Genomic DNA, 14,009 nt, shown 5'->3' with positions numbered 1-14,009 from the left:
CCGCGTGGCGGGTCTCGTCCAGCAGGTCGGCGAGTATCGGATCCGCCACCGCCCCTGGAGATGCCGCCCCGCGCTGTCGTGAACCAACTACGACGAACTGGACGTGTCGATCGGTCCAGCGCTGTTCGCCATTCGGCCGATCTGTCGGGCCAGGTCGTCGGGATGGGTGAGCAGTTGTTTCGCCGGTGTCAGCCAACACCGCGCGAGCAGGTCGTACCCGATCCGCCCGATCTCCGCATGTCGAGACCACTGCGCCCGGGCCCACGCCGGTTCATCGCGATATGCGGCGACACCGCTGAGGTGATTGCCGACCAGTTCGAACTGTAGATCGCGACGCAAACGCATGGCGGCCGGATCGGCCGGTGGCTTCGTGCGCAGCGTCTCGACCAGGTCCGCGGCCACCCGCAGCACCCTGGATTCGTTCCATCGCAGGTCGTGCCGATGTGCACGTGGCACGATCACCCACATGGCCGCGACCGCGACCAGCGCGCCGACCAGCGTCTCGATAAAGCGATCCCGGATGGGAACCAGTATCGGCCCGACCAGCGCACCGCCGATCAGCAACGCCAACGGCGTAATGAAGACGACGGCGATCCCGTAGTTGCGCACCACGAACAGATCTGTCAGGAACATCAGCGTCATGAGAACCAGCACGAGGACCACGCCCGACGGTGCTAGTGCGTGCAGCGTCGCGAACACGATCAGCCCGACGACTGTGCCGCCGACGCGATGCAATGCGCGCACGGTGCCGACAATGCGATCCGGCCCCAAGTTCAGCACCAGGACGCCGGTGATCACGGCCCAGTCCGGTCGGCCGAGATCCAACAGCACACTGAGGCCACCCGCGATCACGGCGGCGGCCAGCGTGCGCAGCGCCGTGGTCGCCGCATGCGAGCGGATGGTCAGGGAGCGCCGCAGTCGCTGACCGACGGTCGGACGGGTCATCGGTACCGGCGCGTCGAGTACGTCCGGTGCGGAGTCCGATATCCCGATGAACTGGCGATGTGCGGCCAGCAGCGTCCGGACGATTTCCGAATCCGGTTCGCGGGCAGGCAGACCCGCATCATGAACCGTGGCCCACGCCGAATGTAGCGCCGCACCCGCCGCGTGCCGCTCGGCGGCGGACGGCTGCCCGCCCTTCCGGTATTCGATATAGGTATCGACGGCACGCAAGGCCGATGTCATCGCCGCCTTTTCCGGCGCACGCGCATCGCGCAGCATCGGACTCATCGAAACCAGCACCGAACTCAGCACGCCGAGCGCGGTATATCCCACGATTACCGGCACCGAAACACCGGCGACGGCCATCCGCGTTGCCACCGCGCAGACCAGCACGAAGAAGAACATGCCCGGCGGTCCGGCCCGCGTCGCGACCATGACATAGCTCGCGACCAGCGCCACCACGGAAAGTGCCGCCACACCGACGATTCCGGCCGTCCCCGCCTGCCCCGAATCGCCGATCACCGCACCTAGCGCCGCTGTCGTGAGAAAGCCCGCACCCGCGATCAGCACTATCCGCCAACGCATTCGGTAGGCGCGCGCCTCGCCGTAGAGAACGGCGAAGGCACCCAGCGCGACGATCAATGCCTGCTGCCGTTGACCCGCCGCGAGCACGATCAGCGCGGGCAATCCGAATGCGAGCGCGGACCGCGCCGCCACCGGCCACCGCCAACCCGTTTGCGAAGACCTGAAAAGCAGCGCTCGCCGGCGCGGCGGTGTCGGCACCGGGTGGTGTGACGGATCGAAGCTCGGGTCGTCCACCAGGCCATTCAACACCAACCGACCATTGGGTTTTGTGTGTCGGGGCACGCGCTCGACCCTTTTGCTCTAGCGTTGGCAAGGTTGCTGCCGAGAGGGGTTATCGATGCGTACGGGGATGCTGGAGCTAGTGCAGTTGCGGGCGCTCGTCGAGGCCGGGGAGATCGACACGGTGCTGGTGGCAATGACCGATATGCAGGGCCGATTGCAGGGAAAGCGTTGTGCGGCAAGGTTTTTCCTGGACGAGGTGATCGGGCACGCGACCGAGGCGTGCAACTATCTGCTCGCGGTGGATGTCGATATGGCCACAGTCGACGGGTATGCGATCTCCTCCTGGGAAACCGGCTATGGCGACTTCGTACTGCGGCCGGATCTGAGCACCCTGCGGCTGGTGCCGTGGCAGCCGGGAACCGCGCTGGTGCTGTGCGATGTGGAGCATGTGGAACCCGCACGTCAGGCGGTCACGGTTTCGCCGCGGCAGATATTGCGGGCGCAATTGGCGCGGCTGGCCGAGCGTGGGCTGCGGGCTTATGTCGGGACCGAACTCGAGTTCCTGGTCTTCGACGACAGCTACGAGGACGCGTGGAACTGCGGCTATCGCGATCTGCGGCCCGCGAACCAGTACAACGTCGACTACTCGATGCTCGGGACCGCACGCATCGAGCCGCTATTGCGTCGCATTCGCAATGAAATGGCCGGTGCGGGACTGTATGTCGAATCGGCCAAGGGTGAATGCAATCCGGGCCAGCACGAAATCGCCTTCCGCTATGACGAGGCGCTGGTGACCTGCGACAACCACAGCATCTACAAGAATGGCGCCAAGGAGATCGCCGCCCAGGAGCGGCGCAGTCTCAGCTTCATGGCGAAATACAATGAGCGCGAAGGCAATTCGTGCCACATCCATATAAGCCTGCGCGCCGATTCGGGGGCCGCGGTATTCGCCGGTGACGGCCCGCACGGCACCTCCGCACTAATGCGGCATTTCCTCGCCGGACAACTGGACTGCCTGCGTGAGTTCACCTATCTGCTCGCTCCGAATATCAACTCCTACAAGCGATTCATGTCAGGAAGTTTCGCCCCGACCGCACTGGCCTGGGGACGCGACAACCGGACCTGTGCGCTGCGCGTGGTGGGCCAGGATCTGTCCCTGCGGATGGAGAACCGGATCCCGGGCGGCGACGTGAATCCGTATCTGGCCGTCGCCGCGACAATTGCCGCCGGATTGCACGGTATCGAGCACGCGCTCCCGCTCGAGCCGGAGTTCCATGGCAATGCCTACCGGTCCCAGCGCCCGCGGGTGCCGCGTACGCTGCGGGAAGCGGCGCAATTGTTCGGCGAGAGCAAGGTGGCACGAACAGCGTTCGGCGACGACGTGGTGGACCATTACCGGAATGCGGCACAGGTCGAGCTGGACGCCTTCGACGCCGCGGTCACCGATTGGGAGCGAATCCGTGGTTTCGAGCGGCTCTGAGCAGATCCGTCCGATCATCGGCCTGCCGACCTACCTGGAACAGGCCCGGTTCGGCGCCTGGGATGTCCCGAGTGCGGTACTGCCGCACAATTACCTGCAGCTGGTCGAGCGCGCGGGCGGTATACCGGTGCTGCTGCCGCCCACCGGCGTGGCGCGCGCGGAGCTGGTGGATCGACTCGACGGGCTGGTGCTGACCGGCGGTGCCGATATCGATCCGGCCCGCTACGGTGCGCCGCCGGATGCGGCCCTCGGCCCACTCCGCGCCGACCGCGACGATTCCGAATTCGAGCTGTTCGCCCTGGCGCGCGCGGCCGGTCTGCCGACCCTCGCGATCTGTCGCGGCCTGCAACTGGTCAATGTCGCCTTCGGCGGCACGTTGATCCAGCACCTGCCGGATCTGCTCGGCCACGACGACCATTCCGGTACGCCGGGCGGTTTTCACCCGAACCGGGTCACGACCGTGCCCGACAGCCTGGTCGCCACGATCGCCGGACCGGAGGTGAAGGTGAATTGCCACCATCACCAAGCAGTCGCCGTCCTCGCCGATGGTCTGGTCGCGACCGCACATGCTTCGGACGGCACGATCGAAGCGGCGGAGGCGACCGACGGTCCGTTCCTGGTGGGTGTGCAGTGGCATCCGGAGGCGGACGCGACCGATACGCGGCTGATGCGAGCACTGGTCGAGGCGGCGGCCACCTATCGAAAGGAACGTAATTCGTGACGACAACGCAGGTGGTCAACCCGGCGACCGAGCAGGTCGTCACGACGCTCGAGCTGCTGAGTGCGGCCGAGGCCGATGCGGCCATCGAGCGGGCGCAGCGTGCCGGTGCCGATTGGCGCGCGGTCGCGCCGGGGGATCGTGCTCGGCTGCTGCGTCGATTCGCCGAGGCTGTCGATGCGAATCTCGAGCAGCTGGCCCAGCTGGAGGTCGCCAATGCCGGACACACCATCGGCAATGCACGCTGGGAGGCGGGCAATGTCCGCGATGTATTGCATTTCGCGGCGGGGATTCCGGAACGTCTGCTGGGCAACCAGATTCCGGTCGCGGGCGGGGTGGACATCACCTTCCACGAACCGCTCGGCGTGGTCGGGGTGATCGTGCCGTGGAACTTCCCGATGCCGATCGCGGCATGGGGGTTCGGGCCTGCGCTGGCCGCAGGGAATACCGTGGTGCTCAAGCCCGCGGAGCTGACGCCGCTGACCGCTATCCGGTTGGGTGAGCTCGCGCTCGAAGCGGGTGTGCCGGAAGGGGTTTTCCAGGTGCTGCCCGGAAAAGGGGCGGTGGTGGGTCAGCGGTTCGTGACCCATCCGGCCGTGCGGAAGGTGGTCTTCACCGGGTCCACCGAGGTGGGCAAGGAGATCATGGCCGGATGTGCGCGTCAGGTGAAGCGGGTGACGCTCGAACTCGGTGGTAAGAGCGCGAATATCGTTTTCGCCGATGCCGATTTGGAGCGTGCGGCCGCGACCGCGCCCTACGGTGTTTTCGACAATGCCGGACAGGATTGCTGTGCGCGATCGCGAATTCTGGTGCAGCGCAGTGTTTTCGACAGATTCTTGGCGTTGTTGGAACCGGCGGTTCGTGGCGTTCGGGTGGGTGATCCGGGCGATGAGTCCACCGAAATGGGGCCGTTGATTTCGGCCGCGCATCGGGACCGGGTTGCTTCGTTCGTCGAGCCGTCCACCAAGGTCGCATTCACCGGCACGCAGCCCGACGGTCCCGGATTCTGGTATCCGCCAACGGTTGTGCTCCCCGACGCGCCATCGGATCGGGTGCTCACCGAGGAGGTCTTCGGGCCGGTGGTCGCAGTGGTGCCGTTCGAAGACGAGGCCGATGCCCTTCGCATTGCCAATGACACCGAATACGGTCTGTCCGGCTCCATCTGGACCAATGATGTCGGCCGGGCGCTGCGGGTGTCGCGTGGTGTGGAGGCCGGGAATCTGTCGGTGAATTCGCATTCCTCGGTGCGGTATTGGACGCCGTTCGGCGGATTCAAACAGTCCGGCCTCGGGCGCGAACTCGGACCCGATGCAGCACTTGCCTTTACCGAGACCAAGAACGTCTTCATCGCCACCTAGTTAAGGAGATGTGTTGCAGCGCTTACAGGATCGAGTCGCCGTCGTCACCGGTGGTGGGAGCGGTATCGGCCTCGCCACGGTGCGCCGTTTCGCGGCCGAAGGCGCCAAGGTCGTCGTCGCCGATGTCGATGCCGCCGCGGGACAGGCCGCGGCCAGTGCAGCGGGGGGCCTGTTCGTGAAGGTGGACGTCACCGACGAGGCTCAGGTCGAGGCCATGTTCCAGACCGCCGTCGACACCTACGGCGGACTCGATATCGCCTTCAACAATGCCGGAATCTCACCGCCGGAAGACGATTCGATCCTGACCACCGGCATCGAGGCCTGGCGTCGGGTGCAGGAGGTCAATCTGACCTCGGTGTATCTGTGCAGCAAGTACGCCATCAATCACATGCTGGAGCGGGGGAAGGGCTCGGTGATCAATACCGCGTCGTTCGTCGCGGTCATGGGTGCGGCGACCTCGCAGATCTCCTACACCGCATCCAAGGGCGGTGTGCTGGCGATGAGTCGTGAACTCGGAGTGCAGTTCGCGCGCAACGGTATTCGGGTCAACGCGCTGTGTCCCGGACCGGTGAATACGCCGCTGCTGCAGGAGCTGTTCGCGAAGGACCCCGAACGCGCCGCGCGCCGCCTGGTGCACATCCCCGTCGGGCGCTTCGCCGAGCCGGAGGAAATCGCCGCGGCCGTCGCATTTCTGGCCAGCGACGACTCCTCGTTCATCACCGCATCGCAGTTCCTGGTGGACGGTGGCATCTCCGGCGCGTACGTCACACCGTTGTAAAGGTACGGTTGATCCGGGCGGACCGCTGAGCAGCGAGCCAGGGTCCGCCATACGTCGCCGATCAGAGGGAGGCTCGTGAGATGAGTACGGAAGATGGGCGATCGCCCGGGTTGTTCAGCCACGACGCCCTGTCGCCGGAGCCGTCCGTCCAAACCGACACCGGCGGTGCCGATTTTCGCCCGGTGTTCAGCCGCAGCGACGGCAGCGGACCGGGATCGTATCCGCAGCCGGATCAAGGGAATTGAGTACGCGTAGCGCCGGATCATAACGGCGCTACGCTCACAGCGATAGCAAGGGCATGGGTAACGCCACAGCGTTACCCTGCACATATGGTCGACGAAGGGCAGTTCCCGAGCGCGCATTTATCGGGCACCGCCCGGGTGGAGGCATTCAGCGATGGCGTGATGGCCATCGCGATCACCCTGCTGATCCTCGAGATTCGGGTGCCCGAGCACGAACCGGGCCACCTGCTCGAAGCGCTCGGCCACATCTGGCCGTCGTATGTGGCATATCTGGCTTCATTCCTCACCATCGGCATCATCTGGATGAACCACCACAGCTTCTTCGGTCGCCTCCACCATCTCGATCACGTGATCCGTTGGTGGAACCTGATGCTGCTGCTCGGCGTCTCCGTGTTGCCTTTCCCCACTGGCCTTCTCGCCGAATACGTGGTTCACGGCGAACATCGCGACGCCGCCGCGGCCGCCGCCGTCTACGGGATCGCGGGCGTCATGATGACCATCCCCTGGGCCCCCTTGTGGTGGCGCCTGGTGCACCATCCCGAACTCTTCGAACCCGGCTACGACGCAGCCTTCGCCCGCCGCGAAACCACCCGCGCCTACCCTGGCATCCTCATCTACGCCCTCTGCATAGCCGTAGGCCTCTTCTGGCCCGTCGTCGCCCTCATCCTCTACCTGCTCATCGCCATCTTCTACGCCATTACCAGCCAGGGGTGGGCGAAGCAGTCCGCGCAGGACACCGAATAGGTCGACGTGTGCGTCTCACGGTCGAGCCGGCATATTCGACTGCCGCCATCGCGGCCCAGGCTCGGCTGTGTGGAACTCCCGTTGCGCACGCCGAGCCGTTTCTCGTTGAATGGGATGGCATGCCCCTGGCAATGCCTGTCGTGGCCGGTGCCGCTGCGGTAGGTGGTCGGCAGGTGCGCCGATGCCTGCGGTGGCACGCGGAAATTCGGCGGCGCGTCCGACGTCGAAGAGCCCAGGACGGTCTTCAGGGAAGGTGCATCAGCTGCCCAGCGAGCGTGAACAGGCGGCGGGCGAGCCGCATGACAGGGAGCCCCAACGGAATGAGGAGCACTGTCACGCACAGCACCGCGCCGACGAGCCAGACCACGGCCGCGAGGATCCCGACTACCGTGCCGAGCACGGCTGTCACGATCCCCAACACCACGCCGAGCAGGCCCTTTAGCAGTTGCATCATGACCTCCTGCTCCCATTCTGCGCTCTTTCGAGCGCGGTGCCGAGTTCGAGGCCGCCGGATTATGTTCGGGCCGTGATGGGCCGTTTCGTCCGGTATCGGCCGCCGTCGATCGACGCGGCGCGACGGACGAATCAGGCGTGCCCGTCTCGGCCGAATTACACGACAGGGCTTGCAGCTACAACCCGGGCGCCGAATGGGATGGCAGAATCCGACGGTGCCGAGCTTGGCCCGGATAGGGTACGCATCGGCTCGTGCGTGCGGCGCGTGCTTAGACTGACGGGGAGAAGGAAGGACCGCTGATGAAGCGAAATCTGAACTGCCCCTGCGGCGAACAGATCGTCGGGACGGATGAGGACGACCTGGTCGAGAAGACCAAAGCGCATCTGGCCGCGAACCACCCGGGGCACGACTATTCCCGGGACGAAATTCTGTTCATCGCTTACTGATTCACCACACCCCGGCCTTTCGTCACGCGAACACGTTCGTGACGAAAGGCCGGGTGAGGTGGATTATTTGGGGGAGCCCAGGCGTGCGCCGCCGTCCACCCGAACCACCACGCCGGTGGTGAAGGTGTTGTCGGTGAGGAATTCGATGGCCTTGGCGATATCGTCCGCGCTGCCGATCCGGCCGACCGGAGTCTGCGCCGCGATTCCGGCGAACACCTCGGCGCGGGCATCCTCGGGGAGAAAACTCCACCATTCGGTGTCGATCACACCCGGGGATACGGCGTTCACGCGGACGGGTGCCAGTTCGACCGCGAGCACGGGGACGATGGCCTCGACACCGGCATTGACGGCGGCCAGTGCGGCGGTTGTCGGCATGGCGCCGCCCGCGGATGCGGCGGAGACCAGTGTGATGGATCCGTCCTGCGCGAGGTGCGGCAGCGCCGCCTGAATGGTGGCGACGTGCGGCACAAGTTTGCCGGAGACGTGGGCCTGCAAATGGTCCAGGCCGAGTTCGCGGAACGGGGTGGTGCCGGACGGTCCGGTCACGGTAACTACCACATGGTCGACCGGTCCGACCTCCGAAAACAGCTGTGCCAATTCATTTTCGGCACGCGCATCCACGACCTTGCCGGTGACCTGCGGGCCGAGGTCGGCAAGTGCGGCGGCGAGTCGTTCTTCGTTGCGTCCGGCGATGACGACCTGCGCGCCGTGCGCGGCGAGTCGGCGAGCGGTCGCCAGGCCGATTCCAGAGGTTCCGCCAACGATGACGACTTTGTTGTTCACAAGATCCTCCTGAAGTTCGAATCACGATGATTTTCGAACCACCGTGCCTCGTTAATATATTCGAGGCACAGTGTCTTGTAAAGTGATGTGCATGACGGGAACCCGCGGTCGACCCCGCAGCGAGGACGCCAGGCGCGCGATCCTGCACACGGCGCTGCAGCTCTGCGAGCGGGACGGCTACCAAGACCTGACCATCAAGGCCATCGCGGACGGGGCCGGCGTCGGGCGGCAGACGGTGTACCGCTGGTGGCCGGATAAGGCCTCGATTCTGATCGAGGCGCTGATCGGATTGGCCGAAGAGCATGCGGCGCTGCGGGTTTCGGACGAATCGGTGGATGTGCTCGTCGCGGTCGAGCGCCTGCTCACGGCCACGTTCGAACTCGCCCAGAAAGTGACGGGTCAGGCGCTGGTCGGTCTGATGGCCGACGCACAGCGCGATCCAGCCCTGTCCAAACGATTGCAGGACACCGTGATCGGCCCGCGACGAGCGACACTGCGCGCACTGCTCCAGCGCGGTGTCGACGCCGGAACGCTGACTGCGTCGGTCCCGCTGGATCTCGTCGTCGATTTCGTCTTCGGTGCTATGTGGTACCGACTGCTCAGTCACCATGCGCCGGTGAACGCCGCGCTCGCGGAGGATGTCACGCGCAGTGTCGCGACGATGCTCGCGCCGTGAGATCCTTTGTAATCCTGAAGATCTTGGGTTGTCCATGAGTCTGCGCATGCCGGACCATGTATTGGAGACCGGTGATGTCGCGGCCCGCGAAGAAGCGGACTATCCGGACTGGACCCTGGTCTCCGCCCATGTGGGGACGTTCCCCGCTGCGCCCGCCCTGCCCAAGCCGGCGCCGGACAAACCATCGGGTGAGGCGCCCGGGAACCAGGCGGCCACGTGAATGCCACCATCCATCTCCAGGGCAGTGTCGGGTACGGCATCGATGACCCGATGAGCCCAGGTGACGGCGTCGATGCGAAGCTCATCACGTTGGTTTTGCCCGCCGCCCTGTTCGACCACATCAAGCAGGCGCTGGCCATGTTCGGCGTGCGGCGGATGGTGGTGTGCCAGGTCTACCGGGTGGACGACCGGGCCAGTCGAGTCGAACGCTATCGGGGCCAAGAATTCGTCACCGATGTCGAGGCGGGGCTGCGCATCGAATTGCTTGCCAAGAATGACGATGTCGCCGATCTGGTCCGGTTGATCGATCGGATCGGTGAGAATGCCAGGCCGTCCGGAATTCAGATCTGGATGATCGACGCGCGCTCGTTGTGAATCGTCCTCGCTCGCGAGGATGAGGGGCGTGTCATCCGGGTGCGGAAGGCGAGTTGGTCCGCTCGCGGAAGACGCTGGGTTCGCTATGCCCCAGAAGGGCTGGCAACGAACAGCATTCGTCGCCCAAAAACGCAAGTGTGACCATGATCACATTTGCCATCGATTCCGCAGGTGGCGGCGGGCCCGTCGCCACCTCGGCGGGCCCGCCGCTTGTTTGCCCAGTTTGGAACGTGGGTACCGGTTAATTCCGTGCCTGAACTCGGAAAAATCGGATCGGGCCGGTCGAACGAATCGAGGCCCGTGACCGGGGCTGGTGAGGAGGCGCAGGTGACGGATCGCGAATCGGAGAAGAAAACGCTACGCCGATCGGTCGCCGCGTCCGCGATGGGCAATGCCACCGAATGGTTCGACTACGGCGTCTACGCCGCGACCGCCACCTACCTCACTGACGCATTCTTCCCGGGTGAACTCGGCACCCTCGGCACCATGCTCGGCTTCGCCATCTCCTTCCTGCTGCGCCCGCTGGGCGGCATGGTCTGGGGACCGCTCGGCGACCGACTCGGCCGAAAAGTCGTGCTGGCCACCACAATTCTGTTGATGGCGGGTGCGACTGGATGCATCGGTCTGCTCCCGACCCATGCTCAGATCGGTTGGTTCGCGCCGGTTCTGCTCATCGCCCTGCGGGTGGTGCAAGGCTTCTCGACCGGCGGCGAATATGGCGGTGCCGCAACATATCTGGCGGAATGCGCCAATGACCGCAGGCGCGGATTCCTCGGCAGCTTCCTGGAATTCGGCACCCTCGGCGGATTCGTCGGCGGCTCGTCGGTCGTGCTGCTGTGTCAGCTCATCTTCGGTTCGGATGCGATGCACGACTGGGGTTGGCGTCTGCCGTTCCTGTTCGCGGTGCCGCTCGGCCTGATCGGCTGGTATCTGCGCTCACATCTGGACGAGTCGCCGGTCTTCGCCGAGGTGGCCGATAAACCGCACCCGCCGGGCGGCGTATGGGAGGTGCTGACTACCTATCGCCGCGAAACCCTGACGCTGATCGGCCTGGTGGTCGCCCTGAACGTGGTGAACTACACCCTGCTCACCTATCAACCGACCTACCTGCAGAACACCATCGGCGTCGGCGAATCGACCACCACCGCCATGATGCTGATCGGGCAGTTGGTGATGATGATCGTGCTGCCGTTCTTCGGCAGGCTGTCCGACCGGGTCGGCCGCCGTCCGCTGTGGCTGGTCTCGCTGGTCGGACTCGCGGTACTCGCGCTGCCCATGTACTGGCTGATGGGGCAGGGAACCGGTTGGGCCATCACCGGATTCATCGTGCTCGGCCTGCTGTACGTGCCGCAGCTGGCGACCATCAGCTCCACCTTCCCAGCGATCTTCCCGACACATGTGCGCTATGCGGGTTTCGCCCTCGGCTACAACATCTCCACCGCCGCATTCGGCGGCACCGCTCCACTGGTCAACGAGGCCGCGATCGAATCGACCGGCTGGTCGCTGTTCCCGGCCGCGTATATGGTCGGCGCCAGCCTGATCGGACTCGTCGCCTGGTCGTTCCTGCGCGAGACCGCGGGAACCTCGTTGCGCGGCACCGTTGTTCCCGACGCTCAGGTGCTGAAGCCGCCGATCGCGGCGCAGCCGGTCTGAACTCGGGAATCTGCTGGGCACGCACCGACGCGAGTAGTGTCGGCATTGCTGACGGATTGCCGAGTTCGCGCTCTGCGGGTCGGTGACCGTGGGCGAACACCTATCGGATTGGAGACGCTCGTGCAGATTCAGGTCAACACCGGCAGCAATATCCACGGCGGCGCGTCGCTGGCCGAGCGCGTGGAATCGACGCTCTCCTCGACACTCGATCGCTTCGGTGAGCAACTCACCCGACTGGAAGTCCACCTGACCGATCTGAACGCCGATAAGGGCGGCCCGGATGATAAGCAGTGCGTATTAGAGGCCCGGATATCCGGTCAGCCTCCGGTCGCGGTAACCCATCGCGCGGCTTCGGTCGAAGAGGCTTATACCGGCGCCGCCGACGCTATGGCGAACCTCCTCGACAGTCGTTTCGGCCGCCTGCATCACACGAAGGGTGGCGAATCCATCAGGCACTTGGGCGTCGAATAATAGTCGACCTCGGCCATATTTCCACCAGTGGGAAGGTTGTGCGATATAGGCGCAGCAGGTTACCCCCCCGACTGCGGTCGTAACCATTCTCATAGGTAACTCCGCCGCGTCCCGAACTTGTTGATGCCGAACAGATTAAAAAGCCCACACCAGCACAGAACTCGTGTGTAATACCGATCGGTAACTGGTGTACGGGGGGCTGATCAGGGTTCGGTGATGTCTGTGAGCGCCGTCGATATCGCGCATCGATCGGAGGATCCGATCAACCGTCGGCGTACGGGAGCCTTCTGGTTCGGTCTGGTGTTGACGGTGCTCGGCACCACCCTGCACCTTCCGATGTATCTCATGGCCCGCGATATGGGCTATCGGTTGGTGGGCATGCCCATGGACGGCGCCATGATCACCGGGATGATCCTGATCGTGATCGGTTTGGGCGTCACAACTTACGGTCTGTTTCCGCGGCGCGCGGTGCACGATACGGTGGCCGGGCTGCGGGTGCAGGCACTCGACGACGCGCCGATCAACCGGGTGCATGTGGTGCTACTGCTGATCATGGCCGCCGCGATCACCATCGACGTGATGAAGCCGACAACCCTGGCCTTCGTCGTTCCGGGTGTCGGCGCGGAGTACCACCTGCGCACACCGGCGAGTCCGCACCTGGACGCGCTACCGGTGGCACTGCTGCCACTATCCGGTCTCACCGGCACGGTGCTCGGGTCGTTCCTGTGGGGCTGGCTCGGCGACCGCATCGGGCGCAAGGCGGCGATCCTGCTGGCCGGAATCTTCTTCGTAGGAACCGCGATCTGCGGTGCCATGCCCAGCTTCGAGCTGAATGTCGCGATGTGCTTCATCATGGGCCTGAGCGCGGGCGGCATGCTGCCGATCGCCTTCACGCTGCTCTCGGAGACCATCCCGGCGCGCCACCGCGGTTGGCTGCTGGTGCTGATCGGCGGCGATATCGCCGGCGCCTACGTCATCACCAGCTGGCTGTCATCGACGATCGGCGAGACCTACGGCTGGCGCAGCCTGTGGCTGATCGGCTTGCCCACCGGACTGCTGCTGGTGCTGCTGGTCCGCTGGATTCCGGAGTCGCCGCGGTTCCTGATGGCCATCGGCAGGCACCGCGAGGCCGAAGAGGTGCTGCGCACCTACAATGCCGAGGTCATCGCGGTCGAGCAGCCGGAATTCGCCGCCGAGGATGATCTGCAGGGCGGGTTCGGTCAGTTGCTGCGCCGCCCCTTCGCCGGAATGACCATCGTGCTAGCTCTTTTGGGACTCGGGGTCGGACTGGTCACCTACGGCTTCCAGCTCTGGCTGCCGACGAATCTGCGCAGCCTGGGCTTCACCGGCGTCACCGCCGACAAGATCCTGCGTGACTCCGCGCTGATCGGCTTCCCGCTCAACTTCCTGGTCGCCTACTGCTACCACCGCTCCACCAAATGGACACTGATTACGCTCAGCGCGCTGCTCGCCGTCGCGCTCGGCGGGTTCGTAATCCTCGGCGATCACGTCGCCGACAACACCACTCTGCTGTATGCCCTTCTCGTGGTGCCGATCTGGGGTTCCAGTTCGGTAGTCGCGGTCATCGTGGCCTACGGCGCGGAGGTTTACCCGACTCGGATCCGGTCCCGCGGCAGCGGTGTCGCGGCGGCGATGACCAAGGCGGGCGGTGTGCTGGTCGTCGCGCTGGTGGTGCTCGCAGTCGCCACGCCGTCGATCGCGGTGACCGCGCTCATCAGCGCGGCGCCGATCGCGATCGCGGCGGTGGTGGCCGTCGGGTTCATCGTCGAGACCCGGCGCAAGCCACTGGAACAGATCACCGCCGACGAGTTGGGCGTCGCGGCGGCATAGCAAGCACAAGCA

15 protein-coding genes are annotated in these 14,009 nt (G+C 65.2%); 12 read left to right on the top strand and 3 right to left on the bottom strand.

Annotation, left to right across the window (positions count from 1 at the left end):
- Positions 1 to 87 precede the first annotated feature (87 nt).
- Positions 88 to 1,659, bottom strand: coding sequence for an FUSC family protein (locus AB0J47_RS13315; RefSeq protein WP_364344861.1), 1,572 nt, complete (start codon positions 1,657 to 1,659; stop codon positions 88 to 90).
- A gap of 205 nt (positions 1,660 to 1,864) precedes the next feature.
- On the opposite strand from AB0J47_RS13315, the gene AB0J47_RS13310 reads away from it, so the two are divergent.
- From AB0J47_RS13310 to AB0J47_RS13290, 5 genes are all read left to right on the top strand, one after another.
- The gene (locus AB0J47_RS13310; RefSeq protein WP_364344858.1) at positions 1,865 to 3,229 is read left to right on the top strand and encodes a glutamine synthetase family protein; all 1,365 of its coding nucleotides are present in this window, start codon (positions 1,865 to 1,867) and stop codon (positions 3,227 to 3,229) included.
- Positions 3,210 to 3,950 (top strand): gamma-glutamyl-gamma-aminobutyrate hydrolase family protein, encoded by a 741-nt coding sequence (locus AB0J47_RS13305; RefSeq protein ID WP_364344855.1) that lies wholly within the window; start codon positions 3,210 to 3,212, stop codon positions 3,948 to 3,950. The genes AB0J47_RS13310 and AB0J47_RS13305 overlap by 20 nt, the downstream gene beginning before the upstream one ends.
- Complete coding sequence (locus AB0J47_RS13300; RefSeq protein ID WP_364344852.1) at positions 3,947 to 5,305, top strand: aldehyde dehydrogenase family protein; 1,359 nt, start codon at positions 3,947 to 3,949, stop codon at positions 5,303 to 5,305. Before AB0J47_RS13305 ends, AB0J47_RS13300 begins: the two co-directional genes overlap by 4 nt.
- A 10-nt stretch (positions 5,306 to 5,315) precedes the next feature.
- Complete coding sequence (locus tag AB0J47_RS13295) at positions 5,316 to 6,083, top strand: 3-oxoacyl-ACP reductase (RefSeq protein WP_364344849.1); 768 nt, start codon at positions 5,316 to 5,318, stop codon at positions 6,081 to 6,083.
- Between the two features lie 329 nt (positions 6,084 to 6,412).
- Entirely contained in the window at positions 6,413 to 7,069 is a 657-nt protein-coding gene (locus tag AB0J47_RS13290) for a TMEM175 family protein (RefSeq protein ID WP_364344846.1), read from the top strand.
- A gap of 244 nt (positions 7,070 to 7,313) precedes the next feature.
- Here the strand turns inward: AB0J47_RS13290 and AB0J47_RS13285 are convergent, their stop codons facing one another.
- Positions 7,314 to 7,520 carry a hypothetical protein gene (locus AB0J47_RS13285; protein ID WP_364344843.1) on the bottom strand — a complete coding sequence of 69 codons (207 nt, stop codon included), beginning with the start codon at positions 7,518 to 7,520 and terminating at the stop codon, positions 7,314 to 7,316.
- 302 nt (positions 7,521 to 7,822) lie between these two features.
- On the opposite strand from AB0J47_RS13285, the gene AB0J47_RS13280 reads away from it, so the two are divergent.
- Positions 7,823 to 7,969 carry a DUF1059 domain-containing protein gene (locus tag AB0J47_RS13280; RefSeq protein ID WP_063813334.1) on the top strand — a complete coding sequence of 49 codons (147 nt, stop codon included), beginning with the start codon at positions 7,823 to 7,825 and terminating at the stop codon, positions 7,967 to 7,969.
- A 63-nt stretch (positions 7,970 to 8,032) separates the two neighbouring features.
- On the opposite strand, the gene AB0J47_RS13275 is transcribed toward AB0J47_RS13280, so the two are convergent.
- On the bottom strand, positions 8,033 to 8,752 hold the full coding sequence (locus AB0J47_RS13275; protein ID WP_364344839.1) for an SDR family oxidoreductase: 720 nt from the start codon (positions 8,750 to 8,752) through the stop codon (positions 8,033 to 8,035).
- Between the two features lie 91 nt (positions 8,753 to 8,843).
- Here AB0J47_RS13275 and AB0J47_RS13270 point away from each other — a divergent pair, with 91 nt between their 5' ends.
- From AB0J47_RS13270 to AB0J47_RS13245, 6 genes are all read left to right on the top strand, one after another.
- Positions 8,844 to 9,428, top strand: a complete 585-nt coding sequence (locus AB0J47_RS13270; protein WP_364344836.1) for a TetR/AcrR family transcriptional regulator — start codon at positions 8,844 to 8,846, stop codon at positions 9,426 to 9,428.
- A 34-nt stretch (positions 9,429 to 9,462) separates the two neighbouring features.
- Positions 9,463 to 9,648, top strand: a complete 186-nt coding sequence (locus AB0J47_RS13265; RefSeq protein ID WP_364344833.1) for a hypothetical protein — start codon at positions 9,463 to 9,465, stop codon at positions 9,646 to 9,648.
- Positions 9,645 to 10,022 carry a P-II family nitrogen regulator gene (locus AB0J47_RS13260; protein ID WP_364344830.1) on the top strand — a complete coding sequence of 126 codons (378 nt, stop codon included), beginning with the start codon at positions 9,645 to 9,647 and terminating at the stop codon, positions 10,020 to 10,022. Before AB0J47_RS13265 ends, AB0J47_RS13260 begins: the two co-directional genes overlap by 4 nt.
- A gap of 384 nt (positions 10,023 to 10,406) precedes the next feature.
- Positions 10,407 to 11,675: an MFS transporter gene (locus AB0J47_RS13255; protein WP_364345206.1), complete on the top strand. Its 1,269-nt coding sequence runs from the start codon at positions 10,407 to 10,409 to the stop codon at positions 11,673 to 11,675.
- Positions 11,676 to 11,795: 120 nt separating this feature from the next.
- Complete coding sequence (locus AB0J47_RS13250; RefSeq protein ID WP_364344827.1) at positions 11,796 to 12,146, top strand: HPF/RaiA family ribosome-associated protein; 351 nt, start codon at positions 11,796 to 11,798, stop codon at positions 12,144 to 12,146.
- Positions 12,147 to 12,362: 216 nt separating this feature from the next.
- Entirely contained in the window at positions 12,363 to 13,997 is a 1,635-nt protein-coding gene (locus AB0J47_RS13245) for an MFS transporter (RefSeq protein WP_364344824.1), read from the top strand.
- The last annotated feature ends 12 nt before the right edge of the window (positions 13,998 to 14,009 follow it).

This window comes from Nocardia sp. NPDC049737 (assembly GCF_040674755.1).
Lineage (GTDB): Bacteria > Actinomycetota > Actinomycetes > Mycobacteriales > Mycobacteriaceae > Nocardia.
The sequence above is the reverse complement of the archived record's forward strand: the minus strand, read 5'-3'. Positions and strand labels throughout refer to the sequence as shown.